The following is a 24,759-nucleotide window of genomic DNA, read 5'->3' as shown; positions in this document are numbered from 1 at the left end:
GGCATATTTAAGGAAGATTCATGCACTGTCAACCTGAGCACAAACACGAAGTTTACATCTGGTTAAAAAGCATACAGCCTTGTTTGATCTGCGATGAGTGCATCGAATCAGACGAGCCCCTGTGCAGCGCCTGCGAAACAGAATTGCCATGGCTGATGGAACAGTGCGAACGCTGCGCACTGCCCTTACCCATGGACGGACTGCTCTGCGGCCAGTGCCAAAAACAGCCACCGGCCTTTCACCAGGTGGTCGCGCCATGGACCTACAGTTTTCCCGTGGACACCCTGATCAGCCGCTTCAAGCATCAGGCGCGTTGGCCGCTGGGGCACTTGCTGGCGCGCCTGCTGGGGCAGCACTTGCAACATCGCTTCGATAACGCCGAACTGGAGCGCCCCGACTGCCTGCTACCGGTGCCCATGGCGCGCAAACGCCTGTGCGAACGCGGCTTTAATCAAGCGTTGATGCTGGCCCGCTGGCTCAATCACACCCTCGACATTCCCTTTGATGAACACGCGCTCTTACGCCCCCATGAAACCGTGGCGCAGCAAGACCTCGATGCCAAGACCCGCAAACGCAACCTGCTCAACGCCTTCGCACTGGCCCCCGGCATCCAGGTTGCAGGGCAACATCTGGCGCTGGTAGACGACGTCCTCACCACCGGCGCCACGGCCCACAGCCTGGCGCGCTTGTTGATAAACGCCGGCGCGCGCCAGGTGGATGTGTATTGCCTGGCCCGTACGCCCAAACCCGGCAGCTGACTTGACTCCCCTGCGCCAGCGCGGCAACGTCGGCGCATCTCACCCAAGCGTATCTGCCATGTCTGTGCCCAGCCCTCTCAGCCAACACATCATCCGCCGCCCCCAGCGTATTGCCTTGCTGGGGCATATCGCCGAGCAGGGCTCCATCACCCGTGCGGCCAAGAGTGCCGGGTTGAGTTACAAGGCCGCCTGGGACGCCATTGATGAACTGAACAACCTGGCGCAAAAACCGCTGGTGCAACGCAGCGTCGGTGGCAAGGGCGGTGGCGGCGCCAAACTGACTCAGGAAGGCGAACGGGTGCTGCGCCTCTATCAGCGCCTGCAACTGCTTCAGGCCGAGATCCTTGGCTCGGACGAAGCGGCCAGCGACTTCAACCTGCTGGGCCGCTTGATGCTGCGCTCCAGCGCGCGCAACCAATTGCACGGCCAGGTCAGCACCATAGAGAGCCATGGCCACAACGACATGATCCGCCTGCAATTGGCCGGCGGCCTGCACCTCGACGCACAGATCACCCACGACAGCACCCTGCGCCTGGAGCTGCAGACCGGTGTGGAAGTAGTGGCCCTGATCAAGGCCGGGTGGCTTGAATTACTGGCGGACGGACAAGCTGAAACACTTGGACACAATTGCCTGGAAGGCAGGATCGAGACCATTCTCGCCGCCGACGACGGCCCCAGCGAGGTGTGTATTGCCCTGCCCAACGGCCAAGTGTTGTGCGCGCTGGCGCCGCCCGTCGCACTCAAGGCCATTGATGCGGCGCAGGGCCAGCCGATCCGCGTGCAGTTTGCACCCAGCCATGTGTTGCTTGGCACCCCGGTGTAACGGGCGCGCGTCTTCAAGCTGCAACAATTCGGTCACAAGCGCTGCTTAAGGTGTCTGCAAAAACCTTAAGGAGCCTGTGATGAGCCTATTAGAAGAAAACCAAGCCACCGACCTTGAACAGATGGTGGGCCTGACCCGCCGTCGCTTTATCGGCGCAGGCGCCCTGTGCGGCGCCGCGATGTTTCTCGGCGGCAACCTGCTGAGCCGCAGCGCCCTGGCCGTGAATGCCGCTACCGCCAGCCCGTTGCTGGGGTTCACCAGCATCGCCGCCGCCACCAGCGACACCATCACCCTGCCACCGGGCTACAGTGCTTCGGTGTTGATCAGTTGGGGCCAGCCCCTGCACAACAACGCCCCGGCTTTCGACCCGTCCGGCCATGGCACCGCCAAGGCTCAGGAACAACAGTTCGGCGACAACAACGACGGCATGAGCCTGTTTCCATTCCCCGGTGACGACAACCGCGCGCTGATGGCGATCAACAACGAATACACCAACTATCGCTACCTCTACGCCCACGGCGGCGCGCCTCAATCGGCCGAAGACGTGCGCAAGGCCCTGGCCAGCGAAGGCGTGTCGGTGATCGAAGTACACCGCAAGGGCGACACCTGGCAGTTCGTCCAGGATTCGCGCTACAACCGGCGCATCCACGGCAATTCATCGATCCGTTTGAGTGGCCCTGCCGCCGGCCATGACTGGCTGAAAACCGGCGCCGACAAGACCGGCAAAAAAGTCCTCGGCACGTTCCAGAACTGCGCCAACGGCAAGACGCCGTGGGGCACCTACCTGACCTGCGAAGAAAACTTCACCGACTGCTTCGGCAGCAGCAACCCGCAGCAAACCTTCGACGCAGGGCAGAAGCGCTACGGCGTGGTGGCCGCCAGCAAAGACATCAACTGGCATCAGCACGACCCGCGCTTTGACATGGCCAAGAACCCCAACGAACTCAATCGCCATGGTTGGGTGGTGGAAATCGACCCGTTCGATCCGCAATCCACCCCAGTCAAACGCACGGCCCTGGGGCGCTTCAAACACGAAAACGCGGCCCTCGCCGAAACCCGTGACGGTCGCGCCGTGGTGTACATGGGCGACGATGAACGCGGTGAATTCATCTACAAGTTCATCAGCCGCGATCAGATCAACCACAACAACCCTAAGGCCAACAAAGACCTGCTCGACCACGGCACCTTGTACGTGGCGATCTTCGACGCAGGCGACGGTGATGCCGACCACCCCAAGGGCAAAGGCCAGTGGGTTGAACTCACCCATGGCAAAAACGGCATCGACGCGAGCAGCGGTTTCGCCAACCAGGCCGAGGTGCTGATTCATGCGCGCCTGGCCGCCAGCGTGGTGAAAGCCACACGCATGGACCGCCCGGAATGGATCGTGGTCAGCCCCACCGACGGCCAGGTCTATTGCACCCTGACCAACAACGCCAAGCGCGGCGAAGAGGGCCAGCCGGTAGGCGGCCCCAACCCACGGGAGAAGAACGTCTACGGCCAGATCCTGCGCTGGAAAGCCGACGCCGATAACCACGGTGCCACGGACTTCACCTGGGACCTGTTCGTGGTGGCCGGCAACCCCGGCGTGCATGCCGGTAACCCCAAGGGCGGCTCGTCCAACATCAACCCGCAAAACATGTTCAACAGCCCCGACGGCCTGGGCTTCGACAAAGCCGGGCGCCTGTGGATCCTGACCGATGGCGACTACAGCAACGCCGGCGACTTTGCGGGCATGGGCAATAACCAGATGCTGTGCGCCGACCCGAGCACTGGAGAAATCCGTCGCTTCATGGTGGGGCCGGTGGCGTGTGAAGTGACGGGGATCAGCTTTTCGCCGGACCAGAAAACCTTGTTCGTGGGCATTCAGCACCCAGGGGAAACCGGTGGCTCGACCTGGCCGGAACACCTGCCCAATGGCAAACCGCGGTCGTCGGTGATGGCGATTCGGCGGGATGATGGCGGGATCGTAGGCGCCTGATAGACCGCTATCGCAGGCAAGCCAGCTCCCACATCTCGATGTGTAAATACATGCCAGTGTGGGAGCTGGCTTGCCTGCGAAGGCGTCCGCACAGCCACCGCCTATCTATGCTGTTACCATACCCGGCCGGACGCGGCGCCCTGCTGCGCGCAGGAGTTCGCATGGCCCACCCGTTTGAAACACTCACCCCAGACCTGGTGCTCGACGCCGTCGAAAGCATCGGTTTCCTCAGCGACGCGCGGGTTCTGGCGCTCAACAGCTACGAAAACCGCGTGTACCAAGTGGGCATCGAAGACGCCGAACCGCTGATCGCCAAGTTCTATCGCCCCCAGCGCTGGACAAACGAGGCGATCCTGGAAGAACACCGCTTCACCTTCGAACTGGCCGAGTGCGATGTACCGGTGGTCGCCCCATTGATCCACAACGGCGAGAGCCTGTTCGAACACGCAGGTTTCCGCTTCACCCTGTTTCCGCGCCGTGGCGGCCGTGCGCCGGAGCCGGGCAACCTCGATCAGCTTTACCGGCTCGGGCAACTGCTGGGGCGTCTGCACGCGGTGGGCTCCACCCGCCCGTTCGAACACCGCGAAGCCCTGGGGGTGAAGAATTTCGGTCACGACTCCCTCACCACCTTGCTTGAAGGCAACTTCATTCCCAAAAGCCTGTTGCCGGCCTACGAGTCCGTGGCCCGCGACCTGCTCAAGCGTGTGGAAGAGGTTTACAAGGCCACGCCGCACAAGAACATCCGCATGCACGGTGACTGCCACCCCGGCAACATGATGTGCCGCGACGAGATGTTCCATATCGTCGACCTGGATGACTGCCGCATGGGCCCGGCGGTGCAAGACCTGTGGATGATGCTGGCTGGCGACCGCCAGGAATGCCTCGGCCAGCTCTCGGAACTGATGGACGGTTATCAGGAGTTCCACGACTTCGACCCGCGCGAACTGGCGCTGATCGAGCCGCTGCGCGCCCTGCGCCTGATGCACTACAGTGCCTGGCTCGCACGACGCTGGGACGACCCGGCGTTTCCCCATAGCTTTCCGTGGTTTGGCAGCGAGCGGTATTGGGGCGACCAGGTGCTGGCGTTGCGTGAGCAACTGTCGGCGCTCAATGAAGAACCGCTAAAACTCTTCTGAACGCGTTCCATCATCGCGCCCACGCTCTGCGTGGGCGCGCATCCTGTGACGCTCCGCGTCACGATTTAAGAACAAACGCAGAGCGTCCAAGGCGGCGTTACCACGCAGAGCGTGGGAACGAGCGTTGTCTGACAAATATCCTTACAATTGCGCTTTGTTAGCTGCCTAAGCAAGGATTCTGCAATGCAAGCCGCCAACCCCCGCAAGGGGTACATCCTGGGCCTGAGCGCCTATGTCATCTGGGGTCTATTCCCGCTCTACTTCAAAGCCATCGCCAGCGTGCCCGCCGCCGAGATCATTGTGCATCGCGTATTGTGGTCGGCACTGTTCGGTGGGCTGTTGCTGATGGTGTGGAAACATCCCGGCTGGTTTCGCGAACTGCGCGACAACCCCAAGCGCCTGGCGATCCTGGCCCTCAGCGGTTCGTTGATCGCCGCTAACTGGCTGACCTATGTGTGGTCGGTGAACACCGGGCGCATGCTCGAAGCGAGCCTGGGTTACTACATCAATCCGCTGGTGAATGTGCTGCTGGGCATGCTGATCCTCGGCGAGCGACTGCGCCGTTTGCAATGGGTGGCGGTGGGGTTGGCAGCGGTAGGTGTGGCGCAGCAGGTGTGGCAAGTCGGTAGCCTGCCGTGGGTGTCGCTGGCGCTGGCGTTGACGTTCGGCTTCTACGGTTTGATCCGCAAGCAGGCGCCGGTCAAGGCGCTGCCAGGCCTGGTGGTGGAAACCTGGATGCTGGTACCCATTGCCGTCGCCTGGTTGCTGTTCAACCCGACCGCCCACAGCGCGCAACTGGCGTTCTGGAGCACCTCCGAAGCCTGGTGGCTGGTGGCCGCAGGCCCGGTGACGCTGATTCCCCTGGTGTGCTTCAACGCCGCTGCACGGCACTTGCCCTACACCGCCCTGGGCTTTTTGCAGTATGTGGCGCCGACGCTAGTGTTGCTCGAAGCCGTGCTGTTGTTCGGTGAACACCTGGCGCCGAGCACCCTGATCGCCTTCGCCTTCATCTGGGCCGGGTTGGTGGTGTACAGCCTGGATGCCTGGCTGACCGTGCGCAAACGCTGATCAAATAACGTACAAACCTCTGCAAGCCACGGCTTTCGTGGCTTGCAGCGTTCCACCCCAAGGTTATCCACAACCTGATCCCCGCCATTTGTGCACAAGCCCTTGAAACTGCTCGTTTTTTGCTCAACTTGCGCAGAAGGCCGGCGGGCGTGGCCTGGCGTCGGGTCTCTACAGGTTATCCACAGGCCCATGCAAGATTTCCCTGCATAACCTTGTGGATCGTTATTCCTCCTGACGCAACTCCACCATCAAGTCATCGGCCAAGGTTTCCAAAGCCTCTTGCAGGGTTTCCAGCGACAGCGTGGCCGGCACTTGCAACAACGCCTCGGCATTGAACAGCGGATCACCGCTCATGGGCGCCGGGCGCACATCGGTGCTCAGGCGTTCCAGGTTGACGCCCTGCTGGCTCAGCAGCGCGGTGATCTCACGCACGATGCCCGAGCGGTCATTGCCCACCAGGGTCATCAGGATCGGCTTGGACGCCGATGCCTGCCCGCTGCTGCCCTCACCCACCAACACGCGAATGCCATGGGTGGATAAATCCTCCAATGCCCCCACCAATGCCTGTCGCTGCTCGCTCGGCACGCTCACCCGCAGGATCCCGGCAAACTGCCCGGCCATGTGCGCCATGCGGCTTTCCAGCCAGTTACCACCATGACTGGCAATGTTCTGCGCGATGCGTTCAACCAGGCCGGGTTTGTCGGCGGCGATAATAGTGAGTACAAGATGGTCCATGGCGCAGTCCCTCGGTTGGTTGATCCTCGATTATAGACATGCCGCGTATATCCAGAAGGTACGCATGATCGTTAACGTCCATCCCAGGCAAGCCAGCTCTCACAGACAAATCGTGTACCATTTTGATATTTATCTGGAACAATCCAATAGTTTTTTGAGAACATCCTGTTCTCCGCTGTGACCGTACGACCAAAGTGGGTCGCTAAACGACGTATTTAGTCTAATTTTCACAACCGCAAGTCATCATGTAGTATGCCCAACCGTGCACTACATAATGAAAATCTGAAAAAGCGCATAAGCTCCGCAGAGTGAGGCAAGCAATGACTGAACACGTTCAAGTCGGTGGCCTGCAGGTCGCCAAAGTCCTGTTCGACTTCGTGAACAACGAAGCCATTCCCGGTACCGGCATCACTGCCGACCAGTTCTGGGCCGGTGCCGACAAGGTCATCCATGACCTGGCCCCGAAGAACAAAGCCCTACTCGCCAAACGCGACGACTTCCAGGCGCGGATCGATACCTGGCACCAGACCCACGCCGGCCAGGCCCATGACCCGGTGGCCTACAAAGCCTTCCTGCAAGACATCGGCTACCTGTTGCCAGAAGCCGCAGACTTTGAGGCCTCGACCCAAAACGTCGATGATGAGATCGCACGCATGGCCGGCCCACAGCTGGTCGTGCCGGTGATGAACGCCCGCTTCGCCCTCAATGCCTCGAATGCGCGCTGGGGCTCGCTGTACGACGCGCTCTATGGCACCGACGCCATCAGCGAAGCCAACGGCGCCGAGAAGGGCAAGGGCTATAACAAAGTGCGTGGCGACAAGGTCATTGCCTTCGCCCGCGCTTTCCTCGACGAGGCCGCACCGCTCAGCGCCGGCAGCCATGTCGATTCCACCGGCTACAAAATCGTCGATGGCAAGCTGATCGTCAGCCTCAAAGGCGGCAGCAACAGCGGCCTGCGTGACGATGCCCAGTTGATCGGTTTCCAGGGCCCTGCGGCCGAGCCGATTGCGATCCTGCTCAAGCACAATGGCCTGCACTTCGAAATCCAGATCGACGCCAGCACCCCAGTCGGCCAAACCGACGCTGCCGGCGTCAAAGACGTGCTGATGGAAGCCGCGCTGACCACCATCATGGACTGCGAAGACTCCGTCGCCGCCGTCGACGCCGATGACAAAGTGGTGATCTACCGCAACTGGCTCGGCCTGATGAAGGGCGACCTGGCCGAAGAAGTGGCCAAGGGCGGCCAGACCTTCACCCGCACCATGAACCCTGACCGCGTCTACACCGGCGTGGATGGCAGCGACGTGACCCTGCACGGCCGTTCGCTGTTGTTCGTGCGCAACGTTGGCCACTTGATGACCATCGACGCGATCCTCGATAAAGACGGCAACGAAGTACCCGAAGGCATCCTCGACGGCCTGATCACCAGCCTGGCGGCGATCCACAGCCTCAACGGCAACAACACCCGCAAGAACAGCCGCACCGGTTCCGTATACATCGTGAAACCGAAGATGCACGGCCCGGAAGAAGCCGCGTTCACCAACGAACTGTTCGGTCGCATCGAAGAGGTGCTGAACCTGGCGCGCAACACCCTCAAGGTCGGGATCATGGACGAGGAGCGCCGCACCACGGTCAACCTCAAGGCCTGCATCAAGGCGGCCAGTGAGCGCGTGGTGTTTATCAACACCGGTTTCCTCGACCGCACTGGCGATGAAATCCACACCTCCATGGAAGCCGGCGCGATGGTGCGCAAGGCGGCCATGAAGGCAGAAAAGTGGATCGGCGCCTATGAGAACTGGAACGTCGATATCGGCCTGAGCACCGGCCTGCAAGGTCGTGCACAGATCGGTAAAGGCATGTGGGCCATGCCCGACCTGATGGCGGCGATGCTCGAGCAGAAAATCGCCCACCCGTTGGCCGGTGCCAACACCGCCTGGGTACCGTCGCCGACCGCCGCAGCCCTGCATGCGTTGCACTACCACAAGGTTGATGTGTTCGCCCGTCAGGCCGAGCTGGCCAAACGCGAGCGCGCTTCGGTGGACGATATCCTCACCATTCCTCTGGCCAGCAACACCGATTGGTCCGAGGAAGAGATCCGCAACGAGCTGGACAACAACGCCCAGGGCATCCTCGGCTATGTGGTGCGTTGGATCGACCAGGGTGTGGGCTGCTCCAAGGTGCCGGACATCAACGATGTCGGCCTGATGGAAGACCGCGCCACCCTGCGTATTTCCAGCCAGCACATCGCCAACTGGCTGCGCCACGGCATTGTCAACGAAGACCAGGTGATGGAAAGCCTCAAGCGCATGGCGCCCGTGGTAGACCGCCAGAATGCCGGGGATGCGTTGTACCGCCCACTGGCTCCGGACTTCGACAGCAACATCGCATTCCAGGCAGCGGTGGAGTTGGTGATTGAAGGGACCAAGCAGCCTAATGGCTATACCGAGCCGGTGTTGCACCGCAGGCGTCGGGAGTTCAAGGCCAAGAACGGCCTGTAATGGAAAAAGCCCTGATCGAAAGATCGGGGCTTTTTTATCAGTGTCAGTTAGACCGCGTTGCCTGAATCGCAGGCAAGCCAGCTCCCACAGGGAGTGCATTTCAAATGTGGGAGCCGGGCTTGCCCGCGAAGAGGCCAGGCCAGTCACCCCACACTCAGGGCACCATCCCCAACTCCCGCTTCACCAACTTCGCCAACTTCACGCTATCAATCGGCTTGAGCAAGAAATCCACCACGCTCAAATGCATCGCATCAATCACATCCGGCGCTTCCGCGTCTCCAGACATGATGATGATCGGCAACGCCGCACGGGTGGACTCACGCACCTGGCGGATCAATTCCAGGCCATTGCTGGGCGCCATACGCAGGTCGGTGATCAGCAAACCGATGGAACTGCTCGTCTTCAACAAATCCCACGCAGCCTCGCCACTTTCGGCAGTCATGCAGCGAATACCATCGAGCCCAAGGATTTCCGCCAGCAATTCACGCGCGTCCTTGTCGTCGTCCACGATCAAAACGCGTTGGGGGGGTAAATCGGGCTCCAGCATCACGGCGCTCAGCGCCTCGCGCTCGGCATCACTCAAAATATCGTGGTCGGACATACGTTTCTCAGCAGTTCTCATCAATCTCCCAGCACACTCGTCAGACATCTGCGGAAGGGCGAACAATGTGCACTTCGTCGGAAAGTTTGCCTAGTGGGCTTTCTACGGGTTTTGGACGATTGTCATGTAAGGTTTTTCCCTAGTTTTGCGCGGTACTCCTCGACCTAGACTTACGTCCAATGGGCACCCACTGCGCAGGAGTCGACCATGCAGCACGATAACGACAAAAACACTGCGGTCACTGTTATGAGTAAAGCTGATGCATTCGCACAGGCGGGTAAAACCGCTGTGTTGCAGAACATCCACGGCACCCTGCAATTCCTGCAACGCTTCCCGCCGTTCAACCAGATGGAACAGGCGCACCTGGCTTTCCTGGTGGAGCAGTGCCAACTGCGTTTCTACGGCCCCGGCGACAGCATCCTCAAACCGTCGGGCGGCCCGGTCGAGCACTTTTATATCGTCAAGCAGGGCCGGGTCGTGGGTGAGCGTCCAGACTCGGCGGACACCACCTTTGAAATCGCCACCGGCGAATGCTTCCCCCTCGCCGCCTTGCTGGGTGAGCGCGCGACCCGTACAGAACACAAAGCCGCTGAAGACACCTTCTGCCTGCAATTGAACAAACCGGCCTTTATCAAGCTGTTCGCGCTGTCCAGCCCGTTTCGTGATTTCGCCTTGCGCGGGGTCAGCAGCCTGCTCGACCAGGTCAACCAGCAGGTACAGCAAAAAGCCGTGGAAACCCTCGGCACCCAATACTCCTTGAATACCCGCCTGGGTGAATTGGCCATGCGCCACCCGGTCACCTGCAGCCCGCACACACCGTTGCGCGAAGCGGTGACCTTGATGCACGAACAACAGGTCGGCAGCATTGTGATCGTCAACGAACACAAGGCGCCCCTGGGCATCTTCACTCTGCGCGATCTGCGTCAGGTGGTCGCCGATGGCGCCAGCGACTTCGGCCAGAGCATTGCCGGGCACATGACCCAGGCGCCGTTTTACTTGAGCCCGGAGCACAGCGCTTTCGACGCAGCCATCGCCATGACCGAGCGGCATATCGCCCATGTGTGCCTGGTGCAAGACCAGCGCCTGTGTGGCGTGGTCTCCGAGCGTGACTTATTTTCCTTGCAGCGTGTGGACCTGGTGCACTTGGCCCGCACCATCCGCAACGCGCCCCGGGTGGAAAACCTGGTGGCGATTCGCGGTGAAATCGGCCAGTTGGTGGAGCGCATGCTCGCCCATGGCGCCTCATCCACCCAGATCACCCACATCATTACGCTGCTCAACGACCACACCGTGTGCCGGGTGATCGAGCTGACCCTCGCGGAAAAAGGCGACCCCGGCGTGCCCTTCAGTTGGCTGTGCTTTGGCAGTGAAGGCCGCCGCGAACAAACGCTGTACACCGACCAGGACAACGGCATCCTGTTCGAGGCCAAGGACGCCGTCGAAGCCGCCGAAAGGCGTGAGCGCTTGCTACCGCTGGCGCAGCACATCAACCAAAGCCTGGCGCTGTGCGGCTTCAGCCTGTGCAAGGGCAATATCATGGCCGGCAACCCCGAGCTGTGCTTGTCCCGCGTGGAGTGGGCGCGGCGCTTCGGCGCGTTCATTCGTGAGGCGACGCCGGAAAACCTGCTGGGCTCAAGCATCTATTTTGACTTGCGCGTGGTATGGGGCGACGAGCGCGGGTGCGAGCAACTGCGTCAGGGCATTCTCGATCAGGTGGCGGATAACCGCTTGTTCCAACGGATGCTGGCCGAAAATGCACTACTGCGGCGCCCGCCGGTGGGGCGTTTCCGCGAGTTCGTGCTGACCCGCAAAAATGGCGAAAAGGCCACCCTCGACCTCAAGGTGCAGGGCCTTACACCTTTTGTAGATGGCGCGCGCCTGTTGGCCCTGGCCAATGGCATCCACGCCAACAACACCCTGGAACGCCTGCGCCAGTTGGTGGACAAGGCCGTGATCGAACCCCTGGATGGCGCCGCCTATGAAGAGGCCTACCACTTTATCCAGCAGACCCGCATGCAGCAGCACCAATTGCAGACCCGCGAGAACCTGCCCTATTCCAACCGCGTCGACCCCGACAGCCTCAACCACCTGGACCGGCGCATCCTGCGTGAGTCCCTGCGCCAGGCCCAACGCCTGCAAAGCAGCCTGAGCTTGCGGTATCAGCTATGAGTTTGTTTGGCTGGCTGCGCGCGAAAAAGCCCGGGCTCAACGCTGCGCAACAGCAGCGCCTGGAGCATTTACCCAAGCCCGCCGAACTGGGCAACGGCCCATTGCGCAGCCAGCGCTGGGTAGTGGTGGACCTGGAAACCAGCGGCCTGAACCTTCACCGCGACCAGGTGCTGTCCATCGGCGCCGTGGTCATCGAAGACGGTGCGGTGGATTTCTCCCAACTGTTCGAACGTACCCTGCAGCGCACCGACACCAAGCTCAGCCCCAGTGTGCTGATCCACGGGCTGGGGCCCAGTGCAATTGCCGCCGGCAGCGACCCGGCCGAGGCGTTGCTGGATTTCATGGCGTTCGTGGGCGATAGTCCGCTGCTGGCCTTCCATGCGCCGTTTGATCAACACATGCTGTGCCGGGCGCTCAAGGACAGCCTGGGTTATCGCCTGGCCCATCCGTTCCTGGATGTAGCAGACCTGGCCCCGCTGTTATGCCCAGAGGCGCATATCCGCGAAGCCGGGCTGGACGACTGGCTCAACCACTTCAGGCTACAGGCCGGCGAACGCCACCATGCCAGCGCCGATGCACTGGCGACGGCGGAGCTGATGTTGATCCTGTTCAGCCGGGCGCGGCAGCAACAGATCGATACGCCCCAGGCGCTGTATGAGCGTTTGGCCCAATGGAAACGACGCAAGCAGTCCCCTTCCCTTTAACGCTTCGCGCCCGACGCGGAGCATCGCGGGATGCATTCCTACGCAGAGCGCGGGAACGATCACCCGACAGACGCCAATTGCGCCCACCCTACGCCTCTGACACAATCGCGAATAATTCTCGTTAGTTTAAACCTTATTCGGTGATGCCTTGTCGTCGGTCCATACCCCACGCAGTGAGCTTGTTGGTGCGTTGTATCGCGACCACCGTGGCTGGCTGTTGGCGTGGCTGCGACGTAATGTGGCGTGCCCAAGCCGTGCCGAAGACCTGAGCCAGGACACCTTCATGCGCCTGCTGGGCCGTGATGAGTTGCGCGAGCCCCGCGAACCGCGGGCGTTCCTGGTGGCCATCGCCAAGGGTTTGCTGTTCGACTATTTCCGTCGTGCGGCCCTGGAACAGGCCTACCTCACCGAATTGATGCTGATCCCGGAAAACGAACAGCCTTCGCCGGAAGCCCAGCAACTGATCCTCGAAGACCTCAAGGCCATCGACCGCCTGCTCGGCAAGTTGTCGAGCAAGGCCCGCGCCGCGTTCCTCTATAACCGCCTCGACGGCCTGGGCCATGCCGAGATCGCCCAGCGCCTGGGGGTTTCGGTGCCGCGCGTGCGCCAATACCTGGCCCAGGGCATTCGCCAGTGCTACATCGCACTGTATGGCGAGCCGTCGTGACCGCGATCGGCTCCAAACCGGTGTCGTCGCGCGTGCTGGATGCCGCGATTGCCTGGCAACTGTCCCTCGACTCGGGCGACGGCAGCGCGGTGGAACAGGAAGAGTTCAACAAGTGGCTGGCCAGCGATGAGGAACACGCTCGCGCCTGGCGCCAGTTGGGCATGCTCGACCAGCGTTTCAGTGTGGCCTCGGGCCCGGCTCGGGCGGCGCTGCTGCAGTCGCGCCACGGCATTCGCCAGCGCGTGCGCAAGCTGGGCCGGGGCCTGGCCAGTATCGTGCTGGTGTGCGGCCTGGCGCTGTTTGCCGGTGAGCGTTACGTGCCTATTCACTATTGGCTGGCCGACCAGCGCACCGCCACCGGTGAACAGCGCACGCTGAAGCTGGCGGACGGCACGCGAATAAACCTCAACACCCACAGCGCCATTGATGTGCGCTTCGACGAAACACGCCGCTTGATCGTGTTGCAGGCAGGCGAAATTCTCGTCGAAACCGGCCACGACGATTCGCGCCCTTTCTACGTGCAAACCCGCGACGGCAGCCTGCGGGCGCTGGGTACCCGGTTTATCGTCAAGCGCGAAGACGACGCTACGCGCCTGAGTGTGTTGCAGTCTGCCGTGGCCGCCCAGCCCGAGGCGCTGCACCAGGAACAAGTGTTCAAGGCGGGCCAGCAAGTGCTGATGCGCAGCGACGGGCTCGGGCCACTGTTGGCCGTCACCCCCGCCACCGATGCCTGGACCCGCGGCATGCTGGTAGTGGACAACGCTCGGCTGGGGGATGTGATCGAGGAATTGGCGCGCTATCGCACCGGCTACCTGGGGGTGGATAAGAACGTGGCCGACCTGCGCATCACCGGCAGTTTCCCGCTGCACGACACCACGTTGGCATTGAATGCGCTGTTGCCGACTTTGCCGGTGCAGATCGAGCAGCACACGCCGTGGTGGGTGACCGTCAAGGGTAAGCCTTAGGCTTGATCGTTCCCACGCTCCGCGTGGTAATGCAGCCCGGACGCTCTGCGTCCCAGGCCGTGACGCAGAGCGTCACACGAGGCGTTCCCACGCGGAGCTTGGGAACGATCACACCCTCAAGCACACCTGCGAGAAATATTTTCACTCACCCCTATCACTTTTCGATTCTCGCTCGGCACCTAGGCAATTGAGAAATATTTCCATTCAGGAGCCGCCCTTATGTCCCGCACGCTAGACACCTTGTTGCGCCCCAGCCTGTTAGCCATGGCGATCGCCCTCAGCGCCCCGCTCGCCAGCACCCCGCTGATCGCCGCCGAACAAGCCTCCAGCGTGCGCGCCTATAACCTGCCGGCTGCGCCCCTGGCCACCACCCTGAACCAGATCGCCAGCCAGGCCGGCCTGGCGCTGACCCTCAACCCCGCACTCGCCGCCGGCAAGACCTCGGCGCCGGTCAAAGGCCAGTTCGATGCGCAGGGCGCGTTGCGTGAGGCCTTGCGCGGTACTGGCTTGCAGTTGGAACAAAGCAGTGTGGGCACTTACACCCTGATGCCGGTTCCGGAGGGCGTCGTTGCCTTGCCGACCACCAACATCACCGGCCAAGGCAGCTATGAAAGCGCCTGGGGGCCGGTGGATGGCTATGTCGCTACTCGAACAGCGGCGGGCACAAAGACTGATACTCCTATCGCCGAGCTGCCCCGTTCCGTCACGGTCATTACTCGCCAGCAAATGGAAGACCGCTCCGTTCTCAACCTTAATGACGCCCTGCGCTACACGGCCGGCGTGCAGAGCAGTGGCTATGGCTCCGATTCGCGCAGTGATTGGTTACTGGTTCGCGGTTTTGTCCCGACCCAATTCCTCGATGGTCTGCCTTTGCCCAAGGGTAACTACGCGACGCCGAAAATCGATACTTGGAATCTGGAACGCATCGCCGTGCTGCGAGGCCCCGCTTCGTCGGTCTACGGGCAAACCCCACCCGGCGGCTTGCTGGATATGGTTAGCCGTCGCCCCGAGGCCGAAAGCTCAAACGAAATTGAAGTGCAGGCAGGCAGCAACAACCACAAGCAGATCAACTTCGATAGCACCGGCAAAATCGACGACGAAGGCCAGTTCCTCTACCGAATCAGTGGCGTCGTGCGCGACAGCAATACGGCGGTGGACCACATCCCGGACAAGCGGTACAACGTTGCGCCCAGTCTCACGTGGAATATCAACGACGACACCAGGCTGACCTTGCTCACACAATTTACTCGCGACGATACCGGTATCACCGGTCAGTTCCTGCCGCTGCAAGGCACCAAATTGAGCTCGCCAGCCGGCAAGATTTCCCATCATAAGAACCTGGGCGATCCCGACTGGGAGTTCTACGACCGTACTTACTATGCACTGGGCTACGCGTTTGAAACGCGCCTGAACGACACTTGGCAGTTCCGCCAGAACCTGCGCTATACCAAGAACGACTTGTCGTTCCAGGGCCTTACCGCAGGGGGAGCGTTTTTCCCGAATGGCCCGGAAGCTGCGGTCGATGCCGACGGCAACGTGAGCCGCTCCGCCGGCAAGGTCGATGAGGACATCGGCCAGTTCGCAGTCGATAACAATTTTCAAGCTAACTTCCAGACCGGTCCTGTAAGTCATACCCTATTGCTTGGTCTCGACCACCAGCGCTCCGACAGCAATGCCCGCTGGCTATGGGGTTCAGCCGGTGTACCCACCATTAACTTCAATCGACCGGTGTACGGACAGGACTTTTCCAAGGTCCAGTACTTCACCATGTATGACTACAACCAAAAAACCCAACAGACCGGTCTGTACGTTCAAGACCAAATGGCCCTCGATAACTGGCGCTTGACCCTCGGCGGACGTGAAGACTGGGTACACACTGGCACTACCTTCCACAACATCAACGACGCCACCAATACTCAACGTGACAAGCATTTCAGCGGTAACGCGGCGTTGAGCTACGTCTTCGACAATGGCATTACTCCGTACCTGTCTTACGCCGAGTCATTCCAGGCGGGTTCAGGCACTCAAGTAGCCAGCACAGGGGCTTTCAAGCCAACTGAGGGCAAGCAATACGAAGCAGGCGTCAAATACCAACCACCGGGCACCAAAGCCTTGTATACCGCAGCGGTATTCGACCTGACTCAACAAAACACCTCGGTTACAGAAGGCAGCATCACGCGCCAAGTTGGCGAGGTTCGGGTTCGCGGCCTGGAACTCGAAGCCAGTGCAGACGTTACTGAAAGCCTAAAGCTGGTGGGTTCCTATACCTATAACGATAGCGAAATCACCCAAGGCGCAGTCGCTGAAAAAGGAAATCGTCTGAACCAGTTGCCTCGCAACCAAGCCACAGGATGGGCCGACTACACTTGGCGCAGCGGCCCGCTGGACGGTTTCGGTGTAGGTGCGGGCGTACGGTATGTCGGTGATACTTACGGCAACGCTGCCAACACCGAGCTCGGCCACGTAGGGTCCTATACCGTTTACGACGCCTCGGTGCATTACGACCTTGGCCGTGTAAGCAATGTCATGAAGGGCGTAACGGTGGCCGTCGACGCCAAGAACATCTTCAACAAGGACTATCTGTCCACCTGCGATGGTTTCTACTGCTACTACGGCGACCAACGTAACGTCGTAGCCAGCGTGAACTACAAATTCTAAGACGGTGAAAAACCGCTGATAAAGGGCTGCCTGAACCGCGGCCCTTTTGCCTTTGGAGCCGTGATGAAAAGCAAAACCATCCGCCGCTGGTCCTTCATCCACACCTGGACCAGCCTGATCTGCACCGTATTCCTGCTGCTGCTCGCCCTCACCGGCCTGCCGTTGGTGTTTCACCACGAGATCGACCACCTGCTGGGCAATGAGCCCGAACTGGCGCAGATGCCTGCCGATACGCCCCGGCTCAACCTTGAGCAGCTTGTGGCCAAAGCCCAGGCCCATCGCCCCGGTGAGGCCATGCAGTACCTTGCCTGGGACGAAGACGACAACAACGGCGTAATTGCGATCATGGCGGCCACAGCCGGCACTGAGCCGAATTCGTCGCACACCTTCATGCTCGATGCCCGCACTGGCGAAACCGTCGAAATGCCGTCTGCCAATGGGGGCTTCACTCTGTTCCTGCTGCGCCTGCATGTGGATATGTTTGCCGGACTGCCGGGCAAGTTATTGCTGGCGTTCATGGGCCTTCTGTTTGTGCTGGCGATTATCTCGGGCACGGTGTTGTACCTGCCATTCATGCGTCGCTTGAAGTTCGCCACCGTGCGCCAGGACAAGTCCACCCGTTTGCGCTGGCTCGACCTGCACAACCTGATCGGCGCGGTCACTTTGACCTGGGCGCTGGTAGTGGGGGTAACCGGCGTGATCAGCGCCTGCGCCGACTTGATCATCGCGGCGTGGCGCGAGGACAGCCTCAGCGCCATGATCGAACCCTACAAGAACGCCCCGCCACTGACCCAACGCGCGCCCGCCACGGAGCTGTTGAGCATTGCCGCCAAGGCCGCGCCCGGTATGGAGCCGGACTTTATCGCCTTCCCCGGCACGCGTTTTTCCAGCGAACATCACTACGCCGTGTTCATGAAGGGCAGCACCCACCTGACCTCCCATTTGCTGACACCGGTGCTGATCGACGCCAGCACCCTGGCCGTCACCGCCATCGCCGAACGGCCGTGGTACATGGATGCCATGGGCATGTCCCAACCCCTGCATTTCGGTGATTACGGCGGCATGCCAATGAAGGTGCTGTGGGCGGTGCTGGATGTGCTGACCATCATCGTGCTGGTGAGCGGCATTTACTTATGGATCGTACGGCGCAAGGCGGCCAAAGTATGAAGCCACGGCAGTCGAATTTCTGGAAGGTCTTTGCCATACCGCTGGGGATTGGCCTGCTCAGTGCCGCCGGGTTGTTTGCGGCGTTGCTGGGCGATGGGTGGTGGGATTCGTTGAGTTGGATCGGGCTGGGCATACCCGCGGCCATTGCCGTCTACAAACTACTGTAGGAGCGAGCTTGCTCGCGAAAAACCTGAGAGCACCGCGTTAAACCAGGCGAGCTGCGTTATCGTTGGCGTTATTCGCGAGCAAGCTCGCTCCTACAGAGGAATGCCCATGTCCGCCCCCAGCATGACCTTGTTCCACAACCCCGCTTCGCCCTTCGTGCGTAAAGTGCGCGTGCTGCTGATCGAGACCGGCCAGCAGGATCGTGTGGCCCTGCACGCGTGCCTGCCCACGCCGGTCAACCCGGATGCCGAAGTGCTGCAAGGCAACCCCGTGGGCAAGATCCCGGCCCTGCGCCTGGCCGACGGTTCGGTATTGCACGACAGCCGGGTGATTCTCGACTATCTCGACCACCAGCATGTCGGCAACCCGCTGATCCCCCGCGACGGCTCGGCCCGCTGGCGGCGCCTGACCCTGGCCTCGATGGCTGACGGCATCATGGATGCCGCCGTGCTGGTACGTTACGAGACCGCCATGCGTCCGCCAGAAAAACACTGGGCTCCCTGGCTGGATGAGCAGCGCAACAAGATCCGCCGCGCCCTCGCCGAGCTGGAGCGGGACGCCATTGCCGAACTGGCCAGCCACTTTGACGTCGCCGCCATCAGCGTGGCCTGTGCCCTGGGCTATATCGACTTTCGCCACCCGGATATTCAGTGGCGCTCGGACACTCCCAAGCTCGCCGCCTGGTACGCCGAAGTCAGCCAGCGGGCTTCGATGCAGCAGACCCAACCCCCGGTTTGACCAGTCCCCTGCAGGAGCGAGTTTGTTGTGGCGAGGGAGCTTGCTCCCGCTCGACAGCGCAGCTGGAGCCGGCTTTATCAGGGGCGCTTCGCACCCCAGCGCAAGCAAGCTTGCTCGCCACCACAAGCTCGCTCCTACAGTGAGAGGCGGTGTGATTGAGGAAGTTGACCATCCTCGCTTTCATCCGCTGATCTTCGCGCAGCCCGATCATTGCACTTCCCCCACCTTACGCTTGCCCACCCCATACCAATCCAGTTTGCGCGTCAGCACCATCACCGTGCCCAGCAGGCCAAACAGCAGCAGCGAGCCCATCAACAGCGCGTAATCCTCGGCACTGAGCAAGCCGTACAGCAAGCCATACAACGCCGCCAGCCCGGCCGAAAACCCCACGCCGTGGGCGACGCTACGCAGCACATGGCATACGTAGAAGCCGATCAACACCACACAGGCGCTGGCGGATATCAGGTAGGCCAGGGCAAAGCCCAGATGCTCGGACAACGACAACAGCAGCAGGTAGAAGAACGCCAGCGCCACGCCCACCAGGGCGTACTGGATAGGGTGCACCGCCAGACTCTTGAGCACCTCGAAGAGAAAGAAGCCGGCAAAGGTCAGGGCGATAAACAACAGCGCATATTTGATCGCCCGATCGCTCTTGAGGTACTGGTCTACCGGGTCGATGAAGTTCACCCCAAAGCTGCGGTTGCTGAAGTCTTCACAGCCTTGCCCGTCCAGGCAGTTCTGCAGGGCTTGTTCGAGGTTGGTGGAGAAGAATGTCGTCTGCCAATTGGCGCTGAAGCCCTGGTCGGTCACCTCACGTTGAGCCGGCAGGAAGTTGCCGACAAAGCTCGGGTGCGGCCAGTTGGACGCCAGTGTTACCTGGCTGGTCTTGCCCACCGGCACCACTTGCAGTTGCTCGGTGCCTTGCAGGCGCAGGTCGAAGGCGAACTCCAGCACGGCGGGTTTCTTGCCGTCCTGCGCCGGCAGCGTCACATGCACGCCCTCGCCCAGCCAGTCGACTTGGGAGCCTGGCGAGAACTCCAGCCGCTGGTCACCCAGCTCCAGTTTCAGCGCGTTTTCAATACCACGAATATCACTGATGCCCACCGCCAGAAACGCCGGCTCAAAGCGGTAGTCGGCAAAGTCTTCGGTGATCCCCAACTGCGCCGGCAAGTCGAAACGCCCGCTGATACGGTTGTCGGCATGGAACAGCCGCGCCTGGTAAATGCCCCGCGCACGCAGTTCGGTTTGCACCTTGCCGTCGAGCTCAAACCGGTCCGGCAGGAAATACAGACGGCCGCGTTCTTCACGGGTTTCTTCGTAGCGCTTGTTGAGCTTTTCATTGAGCTTCCACTCACGCACGGTCTTGCGATAAGGCACCACCATCACCGGCCCGGTGAGGCGCTGGGCAAAGCTCGAACTGCGGGCAATGTCCATCAGTACGCCGTCGCGCAGCTGCTGGCGGTCGCTGATGATGCCGTTGATCATCAGCAACGGAATCAGCAACAGCAGGATCAGCAGCGCAATCGCGCCCAATTTGAAAAGCAGGTTGCGGTTCATGGGTCTCTCCCTGTTTTGATGGGGAGAGTCTGCCCAGTGGGTATGGGAGATTTATGTGGGCAATGTGGAGACTGTGTGGAGATGCAGCACCGCTTGCACGCCGCCCGGTACGTTGTCGATCTGCAACGAGCCGCCGTGCAGCTTCATCACCTCCTCGACAAAGTTGAGCCCCAGGCCCGTACTTTTGCGCCCGCTGGCCGGGCGCGGCAGCGAGTAGAAGCGCTCGCTCAGGCGCGGCAAGGCGTAATCGGGAATCGCCTCAGCCTGGTTGAACAGGCTGACCTGCACCTCGTTATGCCGCACCTGCGCGCTGAACCTCAGCGTGCCGCCGGGAGGGGTGAAATCCAGAGCATTGTCGAGCAGGTTACCCAGGGCCTGGCGTAGCAGGAAGGGTTCGCCAAACACCCGCACATCGGCGGCGATGACCTGCTGGACGTGCAAGCCAGCGCCTTCGGTCCGCGCACATTGAGCCTTGAGCACATCCTCAACCAGGGCGGCCAAAGGAATGCTCGACTGCTCTTCCAGACCTTGTCGCTGCTCCACCTGGGCCAGGTTCAACAGGCGTTCGATCAACTGTTGCAGGCGCGCACTTTCGCTGTCGATATTGCCGACAAACCGCTGCTGCTGCTCGCGGCTCATGTCACCCTGCAACAGCTCTGCTGCACCGCGAATCGCCGCCAACGGGCTCTTCAGTTCATGGGTCAGCGTATGCACGTAGCGCTCTACGTAAGCCTTGCCTTCCAGCTGCGTGCGCATGTGTTCCACGGCGGTGGATAACTGCTTGAGCTCGCCGCCGCGATAATGCGGCAACTCCGCGCGGCGGCCCTCGCTCACGGCTTCGGCATAGGCGGTAAGGCGCCTGAGGGCCGCCGTCAGCCACCACGACAATAGCGCGCCCAGCAGCAGCCCCAGGGTGACCAGCCCGGCGCCGTACCACAGCAGGCGCCGCTCGGTGCGATCCACGTAGGGTTGCAACGAGCTGTTGGGCTTGGCCACCGTGACCACGCCGATGATCTGGCCGTTATCGCGAATCGGCGCCCCCACGTGCATCACCGATGAGGTGGGGTCGTCTGCATCGCTGCGGGTGGAGCGCGCACCGTATTCGCCGCGCAGGGTCAGGTACACGTCGTTCCATTTCGAATAGTCCTGGCCGACTGCTTCACCGCTGGAATCGAGCAATACCCTGCCTGTAGCGTCGGTCACATAGATGCGATGGTTGACCTGGTTTTTCGGAAGCCCCCAGATCACCGCACCCGGCTGACGGTTGCCATAGGCCTTGAGCAGCTTTGGCCAATGGCTCTGGCCGAGGGTGCCGTTTTTAACGTCTGCACGCAGGATTTCAGCCAGCAGGTTGGCGGTGTCCACCAATGTTTCTTCGGTGGACTGGCGCACGCCGGGGCGGATTTCCTTCATCACGGTGTTGAGCACGAAGTAGCCGGTCAGGCCGATAAACAGCGCATACACCAGGAAAATCCGCAGCCCAAGACGCATCAGCTGTGGCTCGGGCTGTAGCTATAGCCGAGGCCACGATGGGTCTGGATCGGCTCGGCATCCGCCGCCACACTCCTGAGTTTGCTGCGCACACTCTTGATATGGCTGTCGATATTGCGCTCGTAACCGGCATCAACGGTTACGCCCACCGCGTCCAGCAGTTGCTCGCGGCTGAACACGCGCTCGGGTTGGTCCAGCAGACTTTGCAGCAGGCGGAACTCATGCCGCGTGAGGCTCAAGGGTTGGCCGCGATAAAGAATCTGCATGCGTTCCAGATCCACTTGGAACAGGGTTGGCGCCACACACGGGCCGACCCGCTTGAGAATCGCCCTGACCCTCGCCGCCACTTCCCGCGGGCTGAAAGGCTTGACCACATAATCGTCGGCACCGATCTCCAGCCCTACCACCCGGTCGATCTCCGCATCCCGGGCACTGAGGAACATCACCGGCACTTCGCTGAAGCGGCGCAATTGCTTGCAGGTTTCAAAGCCGGTGATGTCCGGCAGGCCGATGTCGAGGATGACCAGGTCGGCCGGGGTCTGGCGCTGATGCTCCAGCGCCGCCTGGCCGAGCGTCAGCCAGGTGGTGGTGAAGCCTTCGCCTTGCAGGGCAAAGATCAGCGTGTCGGCTATCGCCGCTTCGTCTTCGACAATCAGGATGTGCGGCATGGGTTCAATCAGCAGTCCGGTTTGTCGGCAGTGTAGCGACGTGCCGGGTTTACCGCAGCGCCAAATTCACGCAGGGCCTTGGCGCCGATCAGCAGCGGGTAGTTGAAGCTGCTGCGGTCGGTGAGGTTGACCTCGACGGTGCGCTTGACGTCGCCCAGGCACATCTCCAGATCGATCACCGGGCGCTTGGCCACACTGGCTTCGTCCTTGTCATCATCTTCGTCGGCGCGGCTCTTGATCTTGCTGATGCGCGACACCTTGTGCTCATAGACCTTGTTACCCGCGTCTTCACCGCCGAGGCGGAAGCGCACCCAGTCATCGCCGTCGCGCTGAAAGGTTTCGATGTCGCGCGCCGACAGCGAGGCGGTCAGCGCGCCGGTGTCCATCTTGGCCTTGAACGTCTGGCCGATCTCCGGCAACTGGATGTATTCGTAGCGACCGTAAAGGGTCGGTTCGGCGGCCATGACAGGCACAGCAACCAGGGCGAACGCGGCAAGGAGCAATTTCACGGCAGGATTTCCTCGAAAGAAGTGGGCGGAGTCTAGACCGCAAACACAGCACTTAGTTGGATGACCGAGCATATCGCGCACAGTGTGAAACATTCGTCGGGCAATTTGCGATTTGGCCTCTAGACTCACCTTGCTTATCATGGCCCGCCCACAGAATTCCAAGAGTTGCTTATGCGCCGCCTGCTCACCGGCTGTCTGGTTACACTGCTGCTGTTAGTCAACACGCTGATCCTGATCGGCCCCTTGATGGTCTTCGCCCTGCTCAAGCTGGTGGCGCCAGGGCGCTCGCGTGACTATGCCTCATGGGCGGTGATGTGGATCGCCGAAACCTGGGCCGAGATCGACAAGCTGATCTTCGCCGCGTGCATCCCCACCCAATGGGATATTCGCGGTGGCGAAGACCTGCGCGGCGATACCTCTTACCTGGTGATCAGCAACCACCAATCCTGGGTCGATATTCCCGCGCTGATCCAGGCATTGAACCGGCGCACGCCGTTCTTCAAGTTCTTCCTGAAAAAAGAACTGATCTGGGTGCCCTTCCTCGGCCTGGCCTGGTGGGCGCTGGATTACCCCTTCATGAAACGCTACACCAAGGCGTTCCTGGCCAAGCACCCGGAGCTGGCGGGGCAGGATTTGAAGATCACCAAAGAGGCCTGCGAGCTGTTCAAGCGCCAGCCGGTCACGGTGGTCAATTACCTGGAGGGCACGCGGTTCAACGAGGCCAAGCGCAAGCAGCAGGCGTCACCGTTTACCCGATTGCTCAAGCCCAAGGCGGGCGGCGTGGCATTTGTGCTGGCGGCGATGGGCGAACAACTGGACGCGATCCTCGACGTGACCGTGGTGTATCCGCAGCAAAAGATTCCGGGGTTCTGGGACTTGATCAGCGGCGCAGTGCCGAAGGTGATCGTGGATATCCGTACCCGCGAACTGGACCCGGCGTTGTGGCAAGGGGATTACGAGAACGATCCGGCGTTTCGCCAGACCGTCCAGAACTGGGTCAACCAGCTCTGGATGGAAAAGGATGCGCGCATCGAACAACTGCGCCAAGAGCCTTAGCTGCCGGTACCCCAGGCCTGAGCCAATTTGCCCAGCACGGAACTGCTGGCCCCCTCGCCGCCCAGGTATTTCAGGATCACCGGGGCAAACTGGCCGACCATGCCGCTGTCCATGCCCAATGCGCTGAAGGCGGTGTTCAAGTCATTGGTGCTTTTCACGTTGCCCAACAGGCCGTCCAGGCCGCTGGTCTTGCTGCCACCGGTTTGGCCGAGCATGCCGCTCAAGGCACCGAGGCTGCCCAATGCGTTATCACCTGACAGCTTGTCGAGGCCCGGTACAGTGCTGCTCAACTGCGAGAAGTCGTTGCCGCTGAGTTTGTTCTTGGCCAGACCCAGCATGGCGCCCGTGCCGCCCACTGCTTGCTCGGGGGTGATGTTCAGTTGCGAGGTCAAGGCCGTCAGCAGGTCGGCCGTCTCCGAGGTGGGCGCGGCGGCGGCAGCCTTGTTGTTGCCACCCTGCATGCCGGAAATGGCATTGGCTGCATCGCCAAGGCTGAAACCTGCGGCGAACACCGGGCCGGCGGCCACGGTCAACAGGCAGGACAGGGCAAAACCGCGTGAAATCTTCATCGAAACAACCTCTGGGTATAGGGGTAAACGCAGGCGTTGGACTGGGTATCCCGTCGGTTGTTCCGGAGCCCCTGAGGAA

At 61.2% G+C, this 24,759-nt stretch carries 22 protein-coding genes; 15 read left to right on the top strand and 7 right to left on the bottom strand.

Annotated features, from left to right (window positions below):
* The first annotated feature begins 20 nt into the window (after positions 1-20).
* The 5 genes from OC445_RS07165 to rarD all read left to right on the top strand — a co-directional run bounded on the left by OC445_RS07165 (position 21) and on the right by rarD (position 5,763).
* Entirely contained in the window at positions 21-758 is a 738-nt protein-coding gene (locus OC445_RS07165) for a ComF family protein (RefSeq protein WP_054896776.1), read from the top strand.
* Between the two features lie 58 nt (positions 759-816).
* Positions 817-1,581: a TOBE domain-containing protein gene (locus OC445_RS07160; RefSeq protein WP_198791598.1), complete on the top strand. Its 765-nt coding sequence runs from the start codon at positions 817-819 to the stop codon at positions 1,579-1,581.
* 79 nt (positions 1,582-1,660) lie between these two features.
* On the top strand, positions 1,661-3,559 hold the full coding sequence (locus tag OC445_RS07155) for a PhoX family protein (protein WP_198791597.1): 1,899 nt from the start codon (positions 1,661-1,663) through the stop codon (positions 3,557-3,559).
* 161 nt (positions 3,560-3,720) lie between these two features.
* On the top strand, positions 3,721-4,695 hold the full coding sequence (locus OC445_RS07150) for a serine/threonine protein kinase (protein ID WP_034128855.1): 975 nt from the start codon (positions 3,721-3,723) through the stop codon (positions 4,693-4,695).
* Between the two features lie 183 nt (positions 4,696-4,878).
* Complete coding sequence (gene rarD, locus OC445_RS07145) at positions 4,879-5,763, top strand: EamA family transporter RarD (RefSeq protein WP_034128856.1); 885 nt, start codon at positions 4,879-4,881, stop codon at positions 5,761-5,763.
* Positions 5,764-5,985: 222 nt separating this feature from the next.
* Here the strand turns inward: rarD and OC445_RS07140 are convergent, their stop codons facing one another.
* Positions 5,986-6,498, bottom strand: coding sequence for a glycine cleavage system protein R (locus tag OC445_RS07140; protein WP_003194815.1), 513 nt, complete (start codon positions 6,496-6,498; stop codon positions 5,986-5,988).
* A gap of 320 nt (positions 6,499-6,818) precedes the next feature.
* On the opposite strand from OC445_RS07140, the gene OC445_RS07135 reads away from it, so the two are divergent.
* The gene (locus OC445_RS07135) at positions 6,819-8,996 is read left to right on the top strand and encodes a malate synthase G (RefSeq protein WP_054896773.1); all 2,178 of its coding nucleotides are present in this window, start codon (positions 6,819-6,821) and stop codon (positions 8,994-8,996) included.
* 154 nt (positions 8,997-9,150) lie between these two features.
* Here the strand turns inward: OC445_RS07135 and OC445_RS07130 are convergent, their stop codons facing one another.
* The gene (locus tag OC445_RS07130; protein WP_019817416.1) at positions 9,151-9,597 is read right to left on the bottom strand and encodes a response regulator; all 447 of its coding nucleotides are present in this window, start codon (positions 9,595-9,597) and stop codon (positions 9,151-9,153) included.
* Positions 9,598-9,843: 246 nt separating this feature from the next.
* On the opposite strand from OC445_RS07130, the gene OC445_RS07125 reads away from it, so the two are divergent.
* From OC445_RS07125 to OC445_RS07090, 8 genes are all read left to right on the top strand, one after another.
* Complete coding sequence (locus tag OC445_RS07125; protein WP_198791612.1) at positions 9,844-11,766, top strand: putative nucleotidyltransferase substrate binding domain-containing protein; 1,923 nt, start codon at positions 9,844-9,846, stop codon at positions 11,764-11,766.
* Positions 11,763-12,470 carry a PolC-type DNA polymerase III gene (locus OC445_RS07120; protein ID WP_072445561.1) on the top strand — a complete coding sequence of 236 codons (708 nt, stop codon included), beginning with the start codon at positions 11,763-11,765 and terminating at the stop codon, positions 12,468-12,470. Before OC445_RS07125 ends, OC445_RS07120 begins: the two co-directional genes overlap by 4 nt.
* 148 nt (positions 12,471-12,618) lie before the next feature.
* The gene (locus OC445_RS07115) at positions 12,619-13,137 is read left to right on the top strand and encodes an RNA polymerase sigma factor (RefSeq protein ID WP_034128860.1); all 519 of its coding nucleotides are present in this window, start codon (positions 12,619-12,621) and stop codon (positions 13,135-13,137) included.
* A complete protein-coding gene (locus tag OC445_RS07110) occupies positions 13,134-14,102 on the top strand; it encodes a FecR domain-containing protein (RefSeq protein ID WP_220382928.1) in 969 nt (322 codons plus the stop codon). Before OC445_RS07115 ends, OC445_RS07110 begins: the two co-directional genes overlap by 4 nt.
* A 219-nt stretch (positions 14,103-14,321) precedes the next feature.
* A complete protein-coding gene (locus OC445_RS07105) occupies positions 14,322-16,760 on the top strand; it encodes a TonB-dependent siderophore receptor (protein ID WP_262020028.1) in 2,439 nt (812 codons plus the stop codon).
* Positions 16,761-16,823: 63 nt separating this feature from the next.
* Positions 16,824-17,927, top strand: coding sequence for a PepSY-associated TM helix domain-containing protein (locus OC445_RS07100; protein WP_198791594.1), 1,104 nt, complete (start codon positions 16,824-16,826; stop codon positions 17,925-17,927).
* Positions 17,924-18,094 carry a hypothetical protein gene (locus tag OC445_RS07095; RefSeq protein WP_087149549.1) on the top strand — a complete coding sequence of 57 codons (171 nt, stop codon included), beginning with the start codon at positions 17,924-17,926 and terminating at the stop codon, positions 18,092-18,094. Before OC445_RS07100 ends, OC445_RS07095 begins: the two co-directional genes overlap by 4 nt.
* Before the next feature lie 106 nt (positions 18,095-18,200).
* Positions 18,201-18,830 carry a glutathione S-transferase gene (locus OC445_RS07090; protein WP_020302151.1) on the top strand — a complete coding sequence of 210 codons (630 nt, stop codon included), beginning with the start codon at positions 18,201-18,203 and terminating at the stop codon, positions 18,828-18,830.
* A gap of 207 nt (positions 18,831-19,037) precedes the next feature.
* Here OC445_RS07090 and creD read toward each other — a convergent pair whose 3' ends face one another.
* From creD to OC445_RS07070, 4 genes are read right to left on the bottom strand one after another with little or no spacing between them, the layout of a single operon-like run.
* Positions 19,038-20,387: a cell envelope integrity protein CreD gene (gene creD / locus OC445_RS07085; RefSeq protein WP_181124738.1), complete on the bottom strand. Its 1,350-nt coding sequence runs from the start codon at positions 20,385-20,387 to the stop codon at positions 19,038-19,040.
* 51 nt (positions 20,388-20,438) lie between these two features.
* Positions 20,439-21,878, bottom strand: a complete 1,440-nt coding sequence (creC, locus tag OC445_RS07080) for a two-component system sensor histidine kinase CreC (protein WP_198791593.1) — start codon at positions 21,876-21,878, stop codon at positions 20,439-20,441.
* The gene (creB, locus tag OC445_RS07075; RefSeq protein ID WP_198791592.1) at positions 21,878-22,546 is read right to left on the bottom strand and encodes a two-component system response regulator CreB; all 669 of its coding nucleotides are present in this window, start codon (positions 22,544-22,546) and stop codon (positions 21,878-21,880) included. Before creB ends, creC begins: the two co-directional genes overlap by 1 nt.
* A gap of 8 nt (positions 22,547-22,554) precedes the next feature.
* Positions 22,555-23,055 (bottom strand): ATP-dependent zinc protease, encoded by a 501-nt coding sequence (locus tag OC445_RS07070; protein ID WP_014720226.1) that lies wholly within the window; start codon positions 23,053-23,055, stop codon positions 22,555-22,557.
* Positions 23,056-23,226: 171 nt separating this feature from the next.
* Here OC445_RS07070 and OC445_RS07065 point away from each other — a divergent pair, with 171 nt between their 5' ends.
* Positions 23,227-24,111 carry an acyltransferase gene (locus OC445_RS07065; RefSeq protein ID WP_105228780.1) on the top strand — a complete coding sequence of 295 codons (885 nt, stop codon included), beginning with the start codon at positions 23,227-23,229 and terminating at the stop codon, positions 24,109-24,111.
* On the opposite strand, the gene OC445_RS07060 is transcribed toward OC445_RS07065, so the two are convergent.
* Positions 24,108-24,680, bottom strand: a complete 573-nt coding sequence (locus tag OC445_RS07060; protein ID WP_198791591.1) for a DUF2780 domain-containing protein — start codon at positions 24,678-24,680, stop codon at positions 24,108-24,110. The genes OC445_RS07065 and OC445_RS07060 overlap by 4 nt on opposite strands.
* Positions 24,681-24,759: the final 79 nt, after the last annotated feature.

It is taken from the genome of Pseudomonas sp. Pse35 (assembly GCF_024519715.1).
Taxonomy (GTDB): domain Bacteria; phylum Pseudomonadota; class Gammaproteobacteria; order Pseudomonadales; family Pseudomonadaceae; genus Aquipseudomonas; species Aquipseudomonas paracarnis.
Note: the sequence above shows the minus strand (reverse complement) of the source record. Positions and strands in the feature narration are given on the sequence as shown.